This is a genomic window from Rhizobium sp. IY2, from assembly GCF_047532935.1.
GTDB lineage: Bacteria > Pseudomonadota > Alphaproteobacteria > Rhizobiales > Rhizobiaceae > Rhizobium > Rhizobium anhuiense.
In genome coordinates this window covers 210,584-228,587 of the sequence record NZ_JBLKNU010000008.1, presented here as the reverse complement: position 1 = coordinate 228,587, position 18,004 = coordinate 210,584, and the positions used below count along the sequence as shown (strand labels likewise).

The following is an 18,004-nucleotide window of genomic DNA, read 5'->3' as shown; positions in this document are numbered from 1 at the left end:
ACGACCGCTTACACGCAAGTCTTATCTAGGGCAGACGGCAATAATGATCATGAGCTGTCGGACCTTGTCGATCTGGCGCTTCCTAGGGCGAGCGCGGCCACGAAGGCCTTTCCGGGTGGCGCGGTGGCACAGATCCATCGGCCGGCGTGAGAGGTCGCCGAATATCTTGCGGTGCTCGCATCGGACTGCTATTCGCATTTAAGTCTTAGAGGAGAATGCCTTTGTTTGCCGTCGCAACGATCCAGAACTCACCGGCTGTGGCGGCAGGGATGAAGGCGCTCGGCATCGTGACCGAGAGCTGATCCTCACTCTATCGCTCGGCCTTAGCGCGCCCAATGCTGGCGCATGTCTAATGTCGAGAAGACCATGATCATCGAACTAACCACTCATGACTTCGAAGCGCTGCTGAAGGGCATTGCGCCCCGTCATCTGCGCCTTGTCCCGGACAGTGCGATTGCGCCTCCGGAGATACTGGGGATGTTGAACCGCCTCGCGACGGAGATAAACGCTGAATTTTCGCCGTCGGCCTGGATGATCGTCGAGGATGGCGAGATCGTCGGCCTCTGCTCCATCGTTCGGGTTCCGCAAGATGGAAACATCCATATCGGCTATGGGGTTGCGCCGTCCCGCCAGGGTCTTGGATCCACCACGCGGGCCATTGCGCAATTGCTGGAGTGGGCGTGGAACGACCCTCGCGTGGCGCTGATCTCTGCAGAGACCGGGTTGGAGAATATCGCCTCACAGCGTGTCCTCCAACGCAATGGATTCATCCGCACCGGCGAGCGTATCGATGCCGAAGACGGTCCGTTGATTTGTTGGGAAGCAGTGACGGGCTAGGTTTGCAGAATAAGCCCGCATAGGAACGACCGGCCGAGGTTCAGTTACCTCGGCCGGCGATCCTGAGCCGGCCTCAGCGGCCGTAGGTGACCTCGACGGAAGCCTTGTCGAGCGTGTTTGCCCGGACATAGAAGCCAACCATGGCGGCCGGCGCCGTATCGGGAAGCGGGAGCTTGTCGACCGAGAGCGCGTAGACGGTGAACTGGTAGTGGTGCGGCTTGTCGCCGGCCGGCGGGCATGCGCCGCCATAGCCTGATGTCCCAAAGTCGGTGTGACCTTCGATAGTGCCGACGGGAAGCTTTTTGTCACCGCTGGCGCCGGTGGCGATCTCCGAGGCATTTGCGGGAATGTTGAACACCGACCAATGCCACCAGCCCGAGCCGGTCGGCGCATCCGGATCGTAAGCCATGATGGCGAAGCTCTTGGTTCCCTGAGGAGCGCCCGACCAGGTCAGTTCCGGCGAGACGTTTTTGCCCGAGCAGCCGAAGCTGTTGAAGACCTGCGCATCGGCCATCGCCTTGCCGGGGGTCAAGTCCTTCGAGGTGAGCTTCATTTCGGCCTGTGCGGCCGTTGCGCCGAAGATGGAGGCGGCGAGAAGTGCTGCTGTGATAAAACGCATGCTGTTTTCCTGCGGTTGATGATGCAGGAAATCTATCGTCACCGAACAAGCGCATCTGCCCCGCTATGCTCAACTTCTGCCCCGATCCGCTCAAAACGCTCGGAGCCGCCGCGCACATGGCGTGGATTGACGCCAAACCGCTCCTTGAACCGCGCCGCGAATTGAGACGGCGAATCGTAACCGACCTCAAAGGCAATCTGCGCCATCGGCAGGGTTGTGGTTTGAATGAGGCCCAAGGCGCGGTTCATCCTTGTATCGCTCAGGATCTCACTGAAGCCGGTGTTCTCGGCGGCCAGTTTGCGCCTCAGCGTCGCTTCGCTCATGTTGAACGAGCGCGCCGCCTGCCGGAGCGTCCAAGCAAAGGCCGTATCGCTTTCGATCATCTGCCGCAGCCGATCCTCGATCCGAGGACTTTGCTTTTGGCCGAGCACCGCTCCGCAGAGCGCAAACCAGGTGATCAGCTCCATCAAACGAGCCTTGGCAATCGCGCCGGGAAGCCTCGTCAGATTGCCGGGCTGACAGCAATAGTCAAACAATGCCGCGGCTTCCTCCGGCAGCTTCGAGGTGCCTGCCGGTACAGGCCTCGATGGAACGGCGATCGATCCCATCCTGCTGTAGGCTTCCTCGAAGAGCTGGCGCGGAACGGGAAGTGCCAGGGTCTGATACTTCTGCGGCGCCTTGGGAATGTTCTCCATCGTCAGGGGACGATAGTCGGGCAGCAAGCCATAGGCGCCCGCCTCGAGGCGCAGAGCCTTATCATCGGCCATGACGATCTTCGTTCCCGATTGCACCTGTATCAACAGGGGGCTGGTGTTGACGAGCCGAAAGAAACAGGCGCGCCCGCCCTGGCGGATCAAGGCTCTGGTCGGAACGGGAAAGACGTCGTCCAGCATATGTTCTCCGACAATGGGGTGGATCAGAGCGGCAACCGGGAGAGCCGGCATGAAGACGACCGCTGATCCGCGAGGCTCGGGAATACCAGAACCCAGTGCCGTGGGCAATCTTCAGCCACAGGCTACAGACTACAGACTACAGACTATGTAAATCGCCTCTCGGACGGCTGCTGCTGGCATCCGCGATAGTTCTTGAATAACGAAAGCGATACACCTATCTTACTTTCGTCTTACCAAGAAAGGCAAAAGATGACACGGGCTGAAAGCCTCATTACCACCGTCTCCACCAAGGGACAGGTCATTCTTCCCAAAGCCGTGCGCCAACGGCGGGAGTGGGCGGCTGGAACGCGCCTGATTGTCGAGGAAACCGCGGAAGGGGTGCTGCTGAAGCAGGCCCCTGCCTTTGCGCCGACAGACCCAAGCGATGTCTTCGGCATGCTTCCCTTCAGCGGCGAGCCCAAAACACTTGATGATATGGAAGACGGCCTATTGGCCGAGGCCCGCCGCCGTCATGATCGCGATTGATACCAATCTCGTCGTCCGATATCTCACGGGCGATCATCCGGAACAATCTGTCCGCGCCCGTGACATCATTGACGGACAGGCCGTTTTTGTCGCCGTGACAGTGGTGCTGGAGGCCGAATGGGTGCTGCGCAGCGTCTATGGCTACAGCAGTGCAGAGGTCGCGCGTGCCCTTCGCGCCTTTGGCGGGCTGTCCACGGTGACGATCGAGGATTCTGCAATCGTTGCTCTTGCCTTCGCTCTCACTGAGAACGGAATGGATTTTGCCGATGCGTTGCACCTGACCAAAGCGGCCCATTGCGAAGAGTTCGTTACCTTTGACCGCAAATTTATGAAAGCAGCCCAAGCGGCAGGCTTCGAGACGGTGCGGGAAGCCTGAGGGGGCGCAGACCGCATTACCGCCTACGGGACCTGCCGATATAATCGACCAATGCGCGCAGCTTCAGTGGCTGCCTCTGGCGCCTGGGATAGTAGAGATAGAAGCCCGGAAAGGGCGGACAGAAACCCTCCAGCAGCGGCACGAGTTCGCCGCGTTCCACATAGGACTGGAAGGTTTCCACCATGCCGAAGGTGATGCCGGCTCCGGCGCAGGCCATGCGGATCATCATTCCCATGTCGTTGGTGGTGACGGCGGGGTCGACCGCGACGTCGAAATCGCGATCGTTTTCGGTGAACTCCCAGCGATAGGGTGCGGTATCCGGGCGCGGCCGCCAACCGATGCAGGCGTGATCCTGCAGTTCGCGGGGATGGCGGGGATGGCCGCGGCGCTCGAGATAGCTGGGGGATGCGGCCGCACATTGTCGCTGCTCTTCGGAGACGGAGATTGCAATCATATCCTGTTCGATCACTTCGCCCAGCCGGACGCCGGCGTCGAAGCCGGCCTCGACGATATCGAATGCGTCATCGGTGATGGTGATATCGAGTTTGATCTCGGGGCAGGCTTCCATGAAACCGGCCAGCAACGTGCCGGACAGGAAGTTCTCGGCGATCGAGGACACGGTGATCCTCAGCAAGCCGCTCGGGCGGACCTGCATTTCCCGGATCGTTTGCATCGCATCCTTGACCTGGCGGACCGATGGCCGAACCGCGTCGAAAAACACCTCGCCGGCCTCCGTCAGGCTGACGCTGCGCGTCGTGCGCTGGACCAGGGCAACGCCGACCCGATCCTCCAGGCGCTGCAGGGCCTGGCTGACGGCGGAGCGGGTGACGCCAAGCCGCTCGCCGGCGAGCCGGAAGTTCCGCGCCTCCGCCACCGCAAGAAAGACTGAAATGCCTTCGAGATCATCCGCCATTGGTTAGCATATCTAACCAAGGCATCCTGGATTGGCAACTTAATCGCCGGAGGTGAGGGCGCTATCTTTCAAGTCGCGGTCAACGGAGGCTTCGAGAGGAAGATCGATGCGCAACATTTCCAACAGTCCTGTTCTGCATTTTTTCGCCGCAACCACCTTAGCCGGCACGCCGATCGGTTCGTCCGCCGCCGATGCCGTGAACGGCCGAGACTCTCGGCAGTCACAAATAAGCGAGAACAGAATGCAACAGCATCCCTATGTCGGCATGTGGGTGACGGATGACGGCCGCGTCCGCCACGAACTTCTGCCCAATGGCCGTTACGACGAAGCCCGCGGCAGCCGGGAGAGCGCCTATCGAGGGCGCTACGAAGTCACCGGCAGCCACATCGAATATTGGGACGACACCCGCTTCACCGCCGATGGCGATTTCGTCGACGGCAATACCCTCCATCATGGCGGCATGGTGCTCCGGCGCAGATGACGTGCCGCCATGACGGCGCGCAAATTTCGACGCCTGGGCGGAGACGACGCTCAGCGCCGATTTCCCAAGCTGACCGCCACGAAAACCTCAATCTAATGGAGCTTGAAATGTCTGATATCGACGGAAAAGTCATTGCCATCACCGGGGCCAGCAGCGGCATCGGAGAGGCTACGGCCAAGGTGCTGGCTGCGGCCGGCGCGCATATCGTGATCGGCGCACGCCGCACCGATCGCCTGGAGGAACTTGCCGGCGACATCGCCGCAAAGGGCGGGACGGTGCGCCTGCGACAGCTTGACGTCACCGAACGTTCGCAAGTGGAGGCCTTCGCAGGTTTTGCCAGATCCGAATTCGGACGGCTGGATGTGATCGTCAACAATGCCGGCGTCATGCCGCTCTCGCCGCTCGAGGCCCTCAAGGTCGACGAATGGGACCGGATGGTCGACGTCAACATCAAGGGCGTTCTCTACGGCATCGCGGCGGCGCTTCCGATCATGAAAGCGCAGGGATCAGGGCAGATCATCAACCTGTCTTCGATCGGCGGCCACAGCGTCTCTCCGACGGCTGCCGTCTATTGCGCGACGAAATTCGCGGTGCGGGCGATTTCGGACGGATTGCGACAGGAGACCGATCGCATCCGCGTCACCGTCATTTCCCCCGGCACGACGACATCTGAACTGGCCGAGACTATTACCGATCCGATGGCGCGGGACGCGATGAAGGCTTTCAGAGCGATCACGATCAGCCCGGAGGCGATTGCCAATTCGATCCTCTACGCCATCAGCCAGCCTGATGACGTCGATGTCAGCGAGATCATCATCCGGCCGACAGCCAGCCCGCATTGAGGGCCAGCGTCCCGTCGCCGCCTAAAAACCCAGCGACTGCTGGGCGGGCGGTGGCGGTGCGAGGTTGACGCCTTCGAGTTCCAGCATGCGGGCCTTCGATGTCGAACCGCCGGGAGCGGAGAAGCCGCCGATCTTGCCGCCGGCAGCCAGCACCCGGTGACAGGGAATGATCAGAGCGACCGGGTTTTTCGCCATCGCCTGGCCGACGTCGCGGGCGGCTTCCGGCCCGGCGCCGAGTTCTTTCGCCAGGGCGCCGTAAGTGGTGGTGCGGCCCCAGCCAACCCGCCGTGCCGCCGCATAAATATCCCGGAAGAAGGCATCCTGGCCGGCAAGATCGAGTTCGACGCCGGAAAAATCCGTCTCCTCGCCCTGGAAATAGCGCTTCACGGCGGCAACTGTCTCGAGCACAGCGGGCGTCGGCGCGCCGGGTTCGGCATCCGGCAAGCGGCGCAGCAGCAGCCGTTCGGTCGCTTCCGCTGATTTGGTCGGCAGTTGGAAGCGGGCGATGCCGGCGTCGCTCCAGGCAATGCCGCAGAAACCGCCCGCGGTTTCGAAGATGAGATAGTGGTGCGTCGTCTCAGCCATGACACAGCCTCCGCGTTTTCGATTGCCATCAAAATCGTATGGGATGGCCGCTGTTTCAACCCGTTTCTTGCGCGCGCTGGACTTTTAGAAAGTCCGCTTCATCCGGCGCCGAGGCAATGGTTCGGATGAATTTAACGCCACGCGTATCGGGAAATTATGTTCTCTTTTTGTTCTTGATGTGTCGCCCTGTCAGGAATATCCTTCATCGCATTTTGAAACCGACGAGGCGGGTCATGACGACCCTGAGGGCCTATGAACCAGATTTCCCTCGATTTCGGGTACGACAAAAACCGTCGGGCGCGGCCGGGCGAAAGCCACGTCAGCGGACATCGGCTCTTCTTCGCCCTCTGCGCTCCCGATGCCGTCGAGCAGCAGGCGGCCAAGATCGCCGATGACTACGGCAAAGCTTTCTCTCTTTCCGCAAAACCACGCCTGACGACGCTGCACATGACGATCATCGGCATCGATGACTATGAAGAATTACCGGAGGACGCGGTCTTTGCGGCGCGCCAGGCCGGCGCGACGGTGGAGAGCGCACCGATCACGATCACCTTCGACAGGATCATGAGTTTCAAGCGGGAGGGCAAGGCGCGGCCGCTCGTGCTTTGCGGTGAAGGCGGACGAAAGCCGCTCACACGGCTGCATGTCCAACTCGGTGTCGGCATGCACAATGCCGGATTGCAGCACAATATAAGCCGGGATTTCACGCCACATATGACGCTGCTCTACGACCGCAAGGCCGTGCCGCCGACAAGCCTCGGCAGACCGGTTTCATGGACGGCCGCCGAATTCCTGCTCGTCCACAGTGTTCTCGGAAAGACCGAACATCGGATCATCGATCGCTGGCCGCTGCTCGGCTGAGGGCAATGATGGGGATCGCGGCTTGCGCTTGCCCGATTTCCGCGCATAAAGCTCTGAAGGCCTGTTCCGGCATGGATGCAAACGGGAGCGAAAGCGGCATGGACATTTCAGAGATCATCATCCCGGGCGATACGCCGGGAACGGAGTGGCGGCTGCCGGTGCTGCGCTTTACGGGCCGCGATGCGAAGGCGCCGAAGACCTATATCCAGGCGGCACTTCATGCCGGTGAGCTGCCGGGAACGGTGCTCCTGCATTTCCTCTGCGAGCGGCTGCGGCAGGCAGAAAGCCAGGACGGGATCGCCGGCGATATCACCATTGTGCCGCAGGCCAATCCGATCGGTGCGGCGCAGTCGCATTTCGGCGAATTGCAGGGCCGTTTCGACTTGGGTTCACGCACCAATTTCAACCGGGATTTCCCGCTGATCTCCCTTGTCGATCGGGCCTTGTTGATCGAGGACCTCGACGATTATCCGGCTACCGACAGATTGAAGCGGCAGCTGCTGCATATGGCGCTCGGCGCCGATCTCGTGCTCGACCTGCATTGCGACGACGAATCCCTGCAATATGCCTATATCGACGAGGCCTTCTGGCCTGAGGCGGCCGATCTCGCCGCCGCGCTCGACATGGAGGCCGTGCTGCTTTCGGATGGCGAAAGCTCGGCCTTCGAGGAGTCCGTCGGTTTCGCATGGAAGTATCAGGTTCCCGGCGAACGCCAGTCCCGATTGCCCGGCAAACTCTCCGTCACCGTCGAGCTGCGCGGCAAACGCGATGTCGATCCGGTGCTGGCGAAAAGGGATGCGGACGGGCTCTGGCGCTTCCTGGCGGCACGGGGGATCGTCGGCGACGGGAAACAAGGGTCAACGGCATTTTCCGGGCCGGCCGTGCCGCTCGACAATGTCGAGATCATTCGCGCCGGAGGAGGTGGCGCCGTGCTCTTCCATCGCAATATCGGCGAGAGGGTTGCGGAAGGCGATCTTCTTGCGACGATCGTCGCCCGGCCGGGGCAGCCGGGTGGCAGCATCGAGCTCACCGCGCCGCAGGACGGGCTGATCCTGACCCGAACCTCCGACCGGCTGGTGCGGCGGCGCGGCGACCTGATGAAGATCGCCTGCGAGAACCCAAGCCAGGCGGCGCGCAAGGCCGGGGCGCTGGAGAATTAAGCGGGGCGGTTTTGCCTGCCGCGATCATCGGCGCGCGGGGGATAAATCGTCGCACGGCGTTTGCGCCGACCGGCCTGCATGTTATCCCGCTGTCATCACAGGGAGATCGTTCGGGCATGGCCGTCACCATCTATGGCATCAAGAATTGCGACACGATGAAGAAGGCCCGCAGCTGGCTGGAAGAACATAGCGTCGCCTATGAGTTTCACGATTATAAGGCGCTCGGTATCGACCGTGCCCATCTCGAAGCCTGGATCGACAAGGCCGGCCTCGATACCGTGCTCAACCGCGCCGGCACCACCTTCCGCAAACTGCCCGATGCCGAGCGTGAGAACCTGACCCGGGAAAAGGCGATCGCCCTGATGCTCGACCAGCCGTCGATGATCAAGCGGCCGGTGCTGGAGGCTAGAGGCAAGCTGCTGGTCGGCTTCAAGCCGGAGATTTACGCCGGTACGTTCGGCGGCTGACAGACGGCTCGCTGAGCTCAGGGGGAGAGATGTCCAAGACCACGCGCGCGACACAGCTTCTTTCGCAGGCAGGTATCGCCTTCACGGTCCATGCCTATGATTACGATCCCAATGCCGAGCGCGTCGGGCTGCAGGCGGCCGAAGCGCTCGGCGAGGCGCCGCACCGGGTGCTGAAGACGCTGATGGCGGAGGTGGACGGCAAACCGGTCTGCGTCGTCGTACCGTCGGACCGCGAGGTCAGCATGAAGAAGCTCGCCAACGCCTTTCACGGCAAATCGGCCAACATGATGAAGCCCGCCGATGCCGAGCGGTTGACAGGTTATCATGTCGGCGGCATCAGCCCGTTCGGCCAGAAGAAGACGGTGCCGACGGCGATCGAGGAAGCCGCCCTTGCCGAGCCGCTGGTCTTCATCAATGGCGGGCAGCGCGGGCTGCAGGTGCGGATCGATCCGAAGGATGCGTTGACGGTGCTCAAGGCCGTCGCCGCGCCGCTGATTGCCTGATCAGAACAGGATGCCGATGCTCTGGCGATTGAAACTATAAGAAGCGGTCGAGCAGGCCGGCGATCGTCTTCGCCTCGCTTTCGGCAAGCCTGCAGCCGATATGGGTCTCGATCGATCTGGCATAGACGGCCCACATGCGCTCGCGAAGCTTTCGGCCGGCATCCGTCATCACCACCCAGCGGCCGCGGCCATCGCTGGCGAAGGTTTCGCGCCGGACCAGGCCCTCGCTTTCCAGCCGGTCGATCAGCCGGGAAAGATTATACTGCGCCAGCAAGGTCCGCTCCTCGATCTCGTAGGGGCGCAGCCTGCCGTCTTCCGAGCGCGCCAATTCCCACAGCACGTCGTACCAGGCAAGCGGCGGGAGGCCTGCCGCTTTCAGGTCGGCTTCAATCGCGCCAAGCAAGCGCTCGCGGGCGCGCATGATGCTCGTCCAGGCAGAGGTGACAGCTTCGCTCGGATTCGGCGTTTTTTCGGACATAAATGCAATTACATCTACCTTGAATTCAGCCGCAAGTGATATTACATGCAATTACATCTATTATCATCCCGTGGAGACCGCCATGAGCAAGCTTACTCTCGTCAGCCATCACCTCTGCCCCTATGTGCAGCGTTCCGCGATCGCGCTTCTCGAAAAGGGCGTGCCCTTCGAACGCATCAACATCGATCTTGCCGACAAGCCGGACTGGTTCCTGAAGATCTCTCCGCTCGGAAAGGTACCGCTGCTCAGGATCGAAGAGGAGGACGGCAGCGAGGCCGTGCTGTTCGAAAGCAGCGTCATCTGCGAATATCTCGAGGAAACGCAGATTGGCGTCGCCTTGCATCCCAAAGACGCGCTGACGCGTGCCCGCCATCGCGGCTGGATGGAATTCGGCTCGTCCGTGCTTTCCGATCTCTGGGGCTATGAAACGGCCGAGGATGCCTCGCAGCTGGAAATCAAACGCAAGGCGCTCATCGCCAAATTCGCGACAATCGAGACGGTGCTGACGGACGGGCCTTATTTCGCCGGCAACGGCTTCAGCCTGGTCGACGCCGTGTTCGCGCCGGTCTTTCGTTATTTCGATCTCTTCGACACGCTCGGCGACAGCGGCATCTTCGAAGGGCTGGAGCGGGTGAGGCACTGGCGCAAGGCGCTGTCCGAACGGGCAAGCGTCAAGGCCGCCGTCAGTGCGGACTACCCGCAGCGGCTGGTCGAATTCCTCGAAAAGCATAACTCGATCCTGCTCAGGCTGGAGGCGGCCGCCTGAAGCCCGCGCTGCGGCCGGACGTCCATCCGACCGCTTGCAATTTGGCGGCGATACGCTTCATTTTCGCCGCAAACGGGTCTAAGTCTTCCAGCCTCTCACCGTTAATGACAGAAGGCAGGTTGAACCATGACTTTCATGCCCCAGAGCCAGAACACCGTTGATCCCGACAAGCTGGAAAAGCTTGCGGAAGTCGCCGTCAAGGTCGGGCTGCAGCTGCAGAAGGGTCAGGATCTGGTGGTCACCGCGCCTGTCGTGGCGCTGCCGCTGGTGCGCCTGATCACCAAACACGCCTATCAGGCCGGCGCCGGGTTGGTCACCGCCTTCTATTCCGACGAGGAAACGACGCTGGCGCGCTATCAATATGGCGGCGACGAGAGCTTCGACCGCGCTTCCGGCTGGCTCTACGAGGGCATGGCCAAGGCCTATGCCAACGGGGCGGCCCGTCTTGCCGTCGCCGGCGACAATCCGATGCTGCTTTCCGAGCAGGATGCCGGCAAGGTCGGCCGCGCCAATCGCGCCAACTCCACCGCCTACAAGCCGGCGCTGGAGAAGATCTCGAATTTCGACATCAACTGGAACATCGTCTCCTATCCCAACCCGTCCTGGGCCAAGGTGGTCTTCCCCGACGATCCGGAACCGATCGCGATCGCCAAGCTTGCCAAGGCGATCTTTGCCGCCTCGCGCGTCGATGTCAGCGATCCGGTCGCCGCCTGGGCCGAACACAATGCCAATCTCGCCAAGCGCTCCGCCTGGCTGAACGGCGAACGTTTCGCCTCGCTGCATTTCCAAGGACCGGGGACGGACCTGACGGTCGGCCTTGCCGACGGGCATGAATGGCATGGCGGCGCTTCCACCGCCAAGAACGGCATTACCTGCAATCCGAACATCCCCACCGAGGAAGTCTTCACCACGCCGCATGCGTTGCGCGTCGAAGGCCATGTTTCCAGCACCAAGCCGCTTTCGCATCAGGGCACGCTGATCGACAATATTCAGGTGCGTTTCGAGGGCGGACGGATCGTCGAGGCCAAGGCATCGCGCGGCGAGGAGGTGTTGAACAAGGTGCTCGATACCGACGAGGGGGCGCGCCGGCTCGGCGAAGTGGCGCTGGTGCCGCATTCCTCGCCGATCTCGGCCAGCGGCATCCTGTTCTACAACACCCTGTTCGACGAAAACGCCTCGTGCCACATCGCGCTCGGCCAGTGCTATTCCAAATGCTTCCTGAACGGTGCGACGCTCAGCCAGGAGCAGATCAAGGCGCAGGGCGGCAATTCCAGCCTGATCCATATCGACTGGATGATCGGCTCCGGCAAGGTCGATATCGACGGGATCAAGCCGGATGGTTCGCGGGTTCCGGTGATGCGGCAGGGCGAATGGGCCTGAGCGGCGTCATCCTACGCTGACAGTATGAAGCGCTGACCGCAGGACCGTGCTCATCACGCTGACTGAAAGGGCTCGCGACGGTGCCTGCCGCGCAAGTTCCTTTCGGACGCCGAGTCATCGGATCGCCGATAGCAGCTTGCGCACGCGATCGAGATGCGCCGTCCGCTTTGCATTGGTGGCACGGTCCATGTCGTGCAGGCTGAGCATCCGGAAATTCAACCGCTTCGAGCAGAAGGCGGCGATGCCGCGCTTCAACAGCCGGCGCACCGGATCGCCCATATAGAGACGCACCAGCCACCAGGGCGAACCTGTCGTCGTCAGCGCGTAGAGCAGCCTGATATTGGTGAGCTGCGGCACAATACGGCCTCCGGCGGCATCATGGGTGAAGGCGACCCCCGGCGCAAAGATGCGATCGAAGAAGCCCTTCAGGACAGCAGGGAAATTGAACCACCATTGCGGAAAAACGAGAACGAGGCCGTCGGCGGCCTTCAGTCGGTCCACGATGCCGGCCACGGCTGAACTATCGTAGGGCACGTCGAAATAGCCGCGGCGCTCGGTCTCGGACAAACGCGGATCGAAATTCTCGGCGTAGAGATCGAGCAAATCGACGGCATGCCCGGCGGCTTCCAATGCTTGGCGGGCGGTGCGCGCCACGGAGGCGGCAAAACTGTCCGGCAATGGGTGGGCAAGCACCAGCAGGATCCGCATCGTCAGAACAGGCTTCCCTGTTTCTGCGGTTCTGCGGGTTTTGCGCTGCGCTTCTTGGCACCGGCCGGCGGTGTGCCGCCTTCCGTGGTCATCGCGCCGACACGACCGTCGGCGAATTCGATGGCGATGCCCATGCCGGCGGAAATTTGAGCAGCCTGCGAGACCGGCCTGTTATCCTCATCGCGAATGACGGCGTAACCGCGCTTCAGCACATTCTTATAGGAGAGCGACTGCAGCACGCGGTCCTGCGAAGAAAGCTCGGCGCGCGCACGGGTCAGCTGGTGACGGATCGCCGTATCGGCATGGCGCGAAAGATTGCCGAGCCGTTCGCGGCCGCGGTCGGTCTGGGTCTTCAGCCGGGCAGGCAGCGAGGCGAGGATTGCTTCGGCGCGCTCAACGCGCGATTTCGAACGGTCGATCAGCCGTTCGACCATACGCTCGGCCCGCACGATCCGCTCGTTCAGCGTCTGGCGGCGTTCGGCGATGCGATTGGAGAGCACATCGGGGCGCAGATGCGCGGCGACGCGCTCGAAGCCGCGGCGCTTGTTGATGGTGTTGAGTTCCAGCCCGCGGCCAAGGCCGGCAGCCGCTTCGTCGAAACGCCGGCGTGGCAAGGCGAGAAGCTGATCGAGCGACGGCAATGCCCGCATCAGGGCACGGACGGACTGACGGCGTTGATCCATCTGCCGGTTCATGCAGCCTTGCAGGCGTGCGGCGAGAGCGGCGGCCTGCGCCTCGAGCTCCGCCTTGACCGGCACCGCCATTTCCGCGGCACCGGTCGGCGTCGGGGCGCGGACATCGGCGGCATAGTCGATCAGCGTCCAGTCGGTCTCATGGCCGACGGCCGAGATCAGCGGTATCCGGCTTTCGGCCGCAGCACGCACGACGATTTCGTCGTTGAAACTCCAAAGATCTTCCAGGCTGCCGCCGCCGCGCGCGACGATCAGCACATCGGGGCGCGCAATGGTACCTGCCGGCTCCAGCGCATTGAACCCGCGGATGGCGTTCGCCACCTCCTCGCCGGACCCCTCGCCCTGTACCTTCACCGGCCAGACGAGGACATGTACGGGAAAACGATCGGAGATGCGGTGAAGGATATCGCGGATGACCGCCCCGGTCGGCGACGTGACGACGCCGATAACCCTCGGCATGAAGGGCAGCCGCTTCTTGCGGGCGGCATCGAACAGGCCCTCGGCGCCCAGCTTGCGCTTGCGCTCCTCGATCAGCGCCATCAGCGCGCCGGCACCGGCCGGCTCCAGCGTCTCAATAACGATCTGATATTTCGAAGAACCCGGAAAGGTGGTGACCTTGCCCGTGGCGATGACCTCCATGCCCTCTTCCGGACGGAACTTCAGCCGCGAGAAGGTGCCCTTCCAGATGACGGCGTCGATGCGGGCGCGGTCGTCCTTCAACGCGAAATAGGCATGACCCGAAGAATGCGGCCCGCGATAGCCGGAGATTTCGCCGCGCACACGAACCTGGTCGAAGGCGGTTTCGACGGTGCGCTTGATCGAGCCGGAAAGCTCCGAAACCGAATACTCGGCAAGGTTGGTCGGCGAATCGCCGTCGAAGACGTTGCTCATCTCACCTTTTTATGTCGATCAGCAGCAAACGGGAAGCTCGGCATCGATGCAGAGGCCGTTTTCCCGGCTTTGAACTCGGCAACGGGCCGACGTCATCGCCGCTCCGCTGAGTTCGGCCGCGATGGCGGCCGACACCGAACGCGATAAATCCGTTTTGTTGCGGAACGGATAGGTACAATTCGCGTTTTACCCGAAAGGGATTGCTAACCACCGCAATACAAAGGCTTTTCGGGCAAGATCGCCGGTAAATCTTTGTTAGTTGGCGCTTCCTATTCTTCCCCTCGTTATCTCTGGGAAGGTGCTGAAATGATTATTCTCACAGCAGCAGCATTGGGCATCAGCGCCGGGCAAACGCGCTCGGCCAGCGCAATCGCGTTGGTCGCGGCGCTGATCGGAATGACATTCGCGCTGGCGGCGATAACCTCGCCCGGTCCGGTGTCCATTCTGGCATTCGTCTATGCCGTGCTCGGCTATAATGGCGGCCTCATGCTCTTCGTGCTTGGCCTCTATGCCAACCAGCGTCTTCGTCGCGCCATGCGCGTCTCGAACTAACAATCATCCATGCTGAGGACGGCCCGCGTCAATTCGTCGTCGGCCGATAGCGAAAGAACTGCACGCCTGCGTCGGCCGGTTTCGGCAGCGGTTCCAGATAGCGCGGGATATTGCCTTTGCCGAGCGCAGCATAGAGCCCATCCGGCTTCAGCTTGGCGATCTCGCGCGTCTGCGGGTCTTTGGGGCAGAAGGCTAGCACGGTCACCCCAGCCCCCTTCAAGAAAGCTTCCGCCTCCTGCGGCTCCGCCAGGCCGATATGCAACTCCGTCAGCATGCCGCCCTGATTGCGATGATAGGGCGCCGAGAGAACCCGGTTCTGGGTGAAGCGGAGAATGGGGACGCCCATTTCCGATGGTGCGGAGACCAGCCCGGCCGGAAGCCCGGCAAGCGGGGCCAGCGCCTCCTGCGATGTGCAGGAAATCTTCTTTGCCGGCTCGGCCGTCTTCTTCTGCGCGGCATTCTCCGTCTGCATCGAGATAAGCCCGCCGCCGACGGCCCAGGCGGCCGGAACACTTGCGAGCACGGTCACGATGTAGACGAAGGCGGCGGCGACATTCTCGCTGTCGCCGTTCGAAATGCGCCTGATATCGATGATCAGCAGCGCAAGCGGCAGGATGGAGATGAGGTTCGAGAAGGTCGCGCCGCGCACCTGGACCAACGCGATTGCCCAGCTCGTCGTCAGCAGCAGGAGCAGGACCAGATGGATTTGCACGCGGTCACGCTGAACGATGCGGAAGATGCAGACGGCGATGCCGAAGAGGCCGGCCGCATAGAAGGCGCCGAGAGAGAAAGGATCGGTGCGCCCGAGGACGAAAACCGACTGCGCTTCCGAAACATTCTTCAGCCAGAGCTCGACCAGCATCGGATCGAGACTGGCCAGCGGATCGCTCAGGCATTGCGGTGCGATCACGATCGCCGAACCGAAAACACCGGCGCCGACGACGGCGAGCGCTGCAAAACGCAAGGGACGGGTGAGGCGGCTGGCAAAAACCGCCGAAAACAACAGCAAACCGCCGCCGATCGCCGCCAGGCTGTAATAGCCGAGCGAGAGATTGTCGCAGGTGACCATCGAATAAAGCCGGGGCGGTACCGTTGCGAAGAACAGGATGCTGATCGCCAGCGCCAAAGCCAGCCCGAAGGCCTTCGCAACAGCGGCAAAATCTTCGCCCTCCCAGGCCCAGAGCAGAGCGACGGTCAGGCAGACGGCGGCGACAAAGGGGGTCGTCTCGGCGCCGATGGCAATGGCGATGGCTGCCGCGACGCCGGCGACCGCGTAGCTCCAGGCGCGACGCTCGGGATCCAGCAGCATCGCTATCATCGTGGCGACCAGCGCCAGCTGCGCATTGTGATGATCGATGGCGCCCGGCGCGAAACGGTTGCCGGCGTAGATGACAAGGCCGGTCAAGCCGAGGCTGATGTGCATGCCGGCGACACCGCCAATGCGCCGACCGGCCACGGCCATGGCGAGCATGGCGGGCAGGATGAGCGATACCGGCCAGACAGCGAGCGCCAGCGCCTCGGCCGTCTCGCGGGGTGCAAACAGACCGAAGAACCAGATCAGCGAGGCGATCGGCAGATCGATCAGCCGCGACCAGTGCATCAGCGTGCCGCCGGTGAGACCGAGCCGGTATTGCATCAGATCGAACCAGCCCTGCCCGGCGAGAAAATCGCGAACCTCGACGAGACGCATTCCGTCGTCATTGTCCGGGCCGACATAATCGGTGGCGCCGGAAAGCCTGGTGACGAGAATGACGGCGGCGAAAATGACGCTATAAGCGATGACAGTTGGCCAGAGACGCGTCAGCAGGTCGCGTATCCTGCCCCGAGGGGTATCGATCGCGGATGATGCATGGGTGATCGGCTGCACAGCGTTCATTGTGGTTAGCGGTTCGTTTCCGGATGAGGCAAGCTTAGCCGCCGCCGATCAAGAAAGTGTAAAGCCGTTGCGACGACCGCCGATTTTGCCTGCGTCATAGGGTCTTATTAACGCCGGATGATTTAGGCTGAGCGCGGCTTTTAAGTGTAACGAGTAGAGTCATGGCCCGATCGCGTACCGACAATCTGAATATTGCCGTCCTGCTTCCCTGCTATAATGAAGCCGCGACGATCGGCCCTGTCGTCCGGGGCTTCCGGGCAACGCTGCCGGATGCCGCGATCCACGTCTACGACAACAATTCCACCGACGGCACCGCGCTGCAGGCAATGCTTGCCGGGGCGCATGTCGTGCGCGAGCGGCGCCAGGGCAAGGGCCATGTCGTGCGCCGCATGTTCGCCGATATCGAGGCCGACATCTACATCATCGCCGACGGCGACGGGACCTATACGCCTGATGATGCCGAAGAACTGGTGCGCACGCTGCTGACCGAGCGCGCCGACATGGTGGTCGGCACCCGGCGCGGCGTGCACGACGATGCCGGCCGTCAGGGCCATGCGCTCGGCAACCGGCTTTTCAACCTGCTCTACAGGACGATCTTCGGACCCGACTTCACCGATATCTTTTCCGGCTACCGCGCCTTTTCGCGCCGCTTCGTCAAGAGCTTCCCGGCGGTATCCGGCGGCTTCGAGATCGAAACCGAAATGTCCGTGCATGCCTCCCGGCTGAAGCTGCCGGTCAGCGAACTGGAACTCGACTATGGCCGCCGGCCGGAAGGTTCGCATTCCAAACTGTCGACCTTCCGCGACGGCGCCAAGATCCTCTGGATGTTCGCGATGCTGATGAAGGAAACCCGGCCCTTCGCCTTCTTCAGCGCGATCAGCGCCACCTTCATGCTGGCGAGCCTCGGCTTCATGGCGCCGGTGCTGGCGGAATATTTCCAGACGGGTCTCGTCAGCCGCATGCCGACCTGGGTGCTGTCGACGGCGCTGATGATGATTTCCTTCATGCTGTTCACCGCCGGCGTCATCCTGGATTCCGTTGCGCGCGCCCGCGCCGAACAGCTTCGTATCCATTATATCGGCCTGGAGACGCCGAGTGCGATGAAGACGCCGCTGAGCCACGCCGCGCCGGTATCGCGCGCCGGCCGCGGCAAGGCGGATGCTGCATGAGAAAGCTCATCCGCTTCGCGATTGCCGGCGGCATCGGCTTCGTCGTCGATGCCGGCACCCTGTCGGCGCTGCTCCATCTGACGCCGCTCGGGCCTTTTCTGGCGCGGCTCATTGCGATCGCCTTCGCCATGGCGGCGACCTGGGCTTTCAACCGGACCTTCACCTTCGATCGCTCCGGCCATTCGCTTGCCGCCGAAGGCTTCCGCTACGGCTCGGTCGGGGTGACGGCAGCGCTCGTCAATTACGGGCTCTATTCAGCGCTTCTGCTGTCGCTGCCATCCCTGCAGCCGCTTGCGGCGATGGTGATCGCCACCGCCGCCTCGATGGTCTTCAGCTTCTTCGGCTATTCGCGCTTCGTCTTCCGCGCTGAGTGATTAGAGCGCCGCGCGTCCAAGAGGACGCGCAAAGGACGCTCTAACACTTTAAATTG

Annotated in this window: 22 protein-coding genes; 14 read left to right on the top strand and 8 right to left on the bottom strand. The window is 62.2% G+C overall.

The features are described 5' to 3' along the window. Nucleotides 1-345 precede the first annotated feature (345 nt). Nucleotides 346-837 (top strand): GNAT family N-acetyltransferase, encoded by a 492-nt coding sequence (locus ACMUVN_RS23445; RefSeq protein WP_097543176.1) that lies wholly within the window; start codon nucleotides 346-348, stop codon nucleotides 835-837. Nucleotides 838-910: 73 nt separating this feature from the next. Here the strand turns inward: ACMUVN_RS23445 and ACMUVN_RS23440 are convergent, their stop codons facing one another. Then, nucleotides 911-1,456, bottom strand: a complete 546-nt coding sequence (locus ACMUVN_RS23440) for a YbhB/YbcL family Raf kinase inhibitor-like protein (RefSeq protein ID WP_063474823.1) — start codon at nucleotides 1,454-1,456, stop codon at nucleotides 911-913. Nucleotides 1,457-1,494: 38 nt separating this feature from the next. Next, nucleotides 1,495-2,349, bottom strand: a complete 855-nt coding sequence (locus tag ACMUVN_RS23435; protein WP_414815494.1) for a helix-turn-helix transcriptional regulator — start codon at nucleotides 2,347-2,349, stop codon at nucleotides 1,495-1,497. Between the two features lie 249 nt (nucleotides 2,350-2,598). Between ACMUVN_RS23435 and ACMUVN_RS23430 the strand changes: the two genes are divergently transcribed. Both ACMUVN_RS23430 and ACMUVN_RS23425 read left to right on the top strand, forming a co-directional pair. After that, nucleotides 2,599-2,874, top strand: coding sequence for an AbrB/MazE/SpoVT family DNA-binding domain-containing protein (locus ACMUVN_RS23430; RefSeq protein WP_097543174.1), 276 nt, complete (start codon nucleotides 2,599-2,601; stop codon nucleotides 2,872-2,874). Next, nucleotides 2,861-3,250, top strand: a complete 390-nt coding sequence (locus ACMUVN_RS23425; RefSeq protein WP_097543173.1) for a type II toxin-antitoxin system VapC family toxin — start codon at nucleotides 2,861-2,863, stop codon at nucleotides 3,248-3,250. Before ACMUVN_RS23430 ends, ACMUVN_RS23425 begins: the two co-directional genes overlap by 14 nt. A gap of 16 nt (nucleotides 3,251-3,266) precedes the next feature. Here ACMUVN_RS23425 and ACMUVN_RS23420 read toward each other — a convergent pair whose 3' ends face one another. Beyond that, nucleotides 3,267-4,163, bottom strand: a complete 897-nt coding sequence (locus tag ACMUVN_RS23420) for a LysR family transcriptional regulator (RefSeq protein ID WP_414815493.1) — start codon at nucleotides 4,161-4,163, stop codon at nucleotides 3,267-3,269. A gap of 106 nt (nucleotides 4,164-4,269) precedes the next feature. On the opposite strand from ACMUVN_RS23420, the gene ACMUVN_RS23415 reads away from it, so the two are divergent. Next, the gene (locus ACMUVN_RS23415; protein ID WP_414815492.1) at nucleotides 4,270-4,644 is read left to right on the top strand and encodes an Atu4866 domain-containing protein; all 375 of its coding nucleotides are present in this window, start codon (nucleotides 4,270-4,272) and stop codon (nucleotides 4,642-4,644) included. Nucleotides 4,645-4,751: 107 nt separating this feature from the next. Beyond that, on the top strand, nucleotides 4,752-5,486 hold the full coding sequence (locus tag ACMUVN_RS23410) for an SDR family oxidoreductase (protein ID WP_097543261.1): 735 nt from the start codon (nucleotides 4,752-4,754) through the stop codon (nucleotides 5,484-5,486). Between the two features lie 21 nt (nucleotides 5,487-5,507). On the opposite strand, the gene ACMUVN_RS23405 is transcribed toward ACMUVN_RS23410, so the two are convergent. Next, complete coding sequence (locus ACMUVN_RS23405; RefSeq protein ID WP_097543171.1) at nucleotides 5,508-6,071, bottom strand: methylated-DNA--[protein]-cysteine S-methyltransferase; 564 nt, start codon at nucleotides 6,069-6,071, stop codon at nucleotides 5,508-5,510. A gap of 252 nt (nucleotides 6,072-6,323) precedes the next feature. On the opposite strand from ACMUVN_RS23405, the gene ACMUVN_RS23400 reads away from it, so the two are divergent. The 4 genes from ACMUVN_RS23400 (at nucleotide 6,324) to ybaK (ending at nucleotide 9,062) form a co-directional block, all read left to right on the top strand. Next, entirely contained in the window at nucleotides 6,324-6,932 is a 609-nt protein-coding gene (locus tag ACMUVN_RS23400) for a 2'-5' RNA ligase family protein (RefSeq protein ID WP_127431548.1), read from the top strand. A 98-nt stretch (nucleotides 6,933-7,030) separates the two neighbouring features. Beyond that, nucleotides 7,031-8,092: a succinylglutamate desuccinylase/aspartoacylase domain-containing protein gene (locus tag ACMUVN_RS23395; protein ID WP_127431547.1), complete on the top strand. Its 1,062-nt coding sequence runs from the start codon at nucleotides 7,031-7,033 to the stop codon at nucleotides 8,090-8,092. Between the two features lie 116 nt (nucleotides 8,093-8,208). Next, the gene (locus tag ACMUVN_RS23390; RefSeq protein ID WP_063474830.1) at nucleotides 8,209-8,559 is read left to right on the top strand and encodes an ArsC family reductase; all 351 of its coding nucleotides are present in this window, start codon (nucleotides 8,209-8,211) and stop codon (nucleotides 8,557-8,559) included. A gap of 29 nt (nucleotides 8,560-8,588) precedes the next feature. After that, a complete protein-coding gene (gene ybaK / locus ACMUVN_RS23385) occupies nucleotides 8,589-9,062 on the top strand; it encodes a Cys-tRNA(Pro) deacylase (protein WP_063474831.1) in 474 nt (157 codons plus the stop codon). 34 nt (nucleotides 9,063-9,096) lie between these two features. Here the strand turns inward: ybaK and ACMUVN_RS23380 are convergent, their stop codons facing one another. Then, nucleotides 9,097-9,540, bottom strand: a complete 444-nt coding sequence (locus ACMUVN_RS23380) for a MarR family winged helix-turn-helix transcriptional regulator (protein WP_063474832.1) — start codon at nucleotides 9,538-9,540, stop codon at nucleotides 9,097-9,099. An 82-nt stretch (nucleotides 9,541-9,622) separates the two neighbouring features. Here ACMUVN_RS23380 and ACMUVN_RS23375 point away from each other — a divergent pair, with 82 nt between their 5' ends. Continuing rightward, entirely contained in the window at nucleotides 9,623-10,306 is a 684-nt protein-coding gene (locus ACMUVN_RS23375; protein WP_063474833.1) for a glutathione S-transferase family protein, read from the top strand. Between the two features lie 126 nt (nucleotides 10,307-10,432). Continuing rightward, a complete protein-coding gene (locus ACMUVN_RS23370; protein ID WP_063474834.1) occupies nucleotides 10,433-11,686 on the top strand; it encodes an aminopeptidase in 1,254 nt (417 codons plus the stop codon). Nucleotides 11,687-11,800: 114 nt separating this feature from the next. On the opposite strand, the gene ACMUVN_RS23365 is transcribed toward ACMUVN_RS23370, so the two are convergent. After that, complete coding sequence (locus ACMUVN_RS23365) at nucleotides 11,801-12,394, bottom strand: NAD(P)H-dependent oxidoreductase (protein ID WP_063474835.1); 594 nt, start codon at nucleotides 12,392-12,394, stop codon at nucleotides 11,801-11,803. A gap of 2 nt (nucleotides 12,395-12,396) precedes the next feature. Beyond that, complete coding sequence (gene xseA / locus ACMUVN_RS23360; protein ID WP_063474836.1) at nucleotides 12,397-13,977, bottom strand: exodeoxyribonuclease VII large subunit; 1,581 nt, start codon at nucleotides 13,975-13,977, stop codon at nucleotides 12,397-12,399. Between the two features lie 306 nt (nucleotides 13,978-14,283). Between xseA and ACMUVN_RS23355 the strand changes: the two genes are divergently transcribed. After that, nucleotides 14,284-14,529 (top strand): hypothetical protein, encoded by a 246-nt coding sequence (locus ACMUVN_RS23355; RefSeq protein ID WP_063474837.1) that lies wholly within the window; start codon nucleotides 14,284-14,286, stop codon nucleotides 14,527-14,529. A 28-nt stretch (nucleotides 14,530-14,557) separates the two neighbouring features. Here the strand turns inward: ACMUVN_RS23355 and ACMUVN_RS23350 are convergent, their stop codons facing one another. Then, nucleotides 14,558-16,405, bottom strand: coding sequence for a hypothetical protein (locus ACMUVN_RS23350; RefSeq protein WP_414815491.1), 1,848 nt, complete (start codon nucleotides 16,403-16,405; stop codon nucleotides 14,558-14,560). A gap of 161 nt (nucleotides 16,406-16,566) precedes the next feature. Here ACMUVN_RS23350 and ACMUVN_RS23345 point away from each other — a divergent pair, with 161 nt between their 5' ends. Then, nucleotides 16,567-17,574 (top strand): glycosyltransferase, encoded by a 1,008-nt coding sequence (locus tag ACMUVN_RS23345; protein WP_097594983.1) that lies wholly within the window; start codon nucleotides 16,567-16,569, stop codon nucleotides 17,572-17,574. Then, on the top strand, nucleotides 17,571-17,948 hold the full coding sequence (locus ACMUVN_RS23340; protein WP_028757858.1) for a GtrA family protein: 378 nt from the start codon (nucleotides 17,571-17,573) through the stop codon (nucleotides 17,946-17,948). The genes ACMUVN_RS23345 and ACMUVN_RS23340 overlap by 4 nt, the downstream gene beginning before the upstream one ends. The last annotated feature ends 56 nt before the right edge of the window (nucleotides 17,949-18,004 follow it).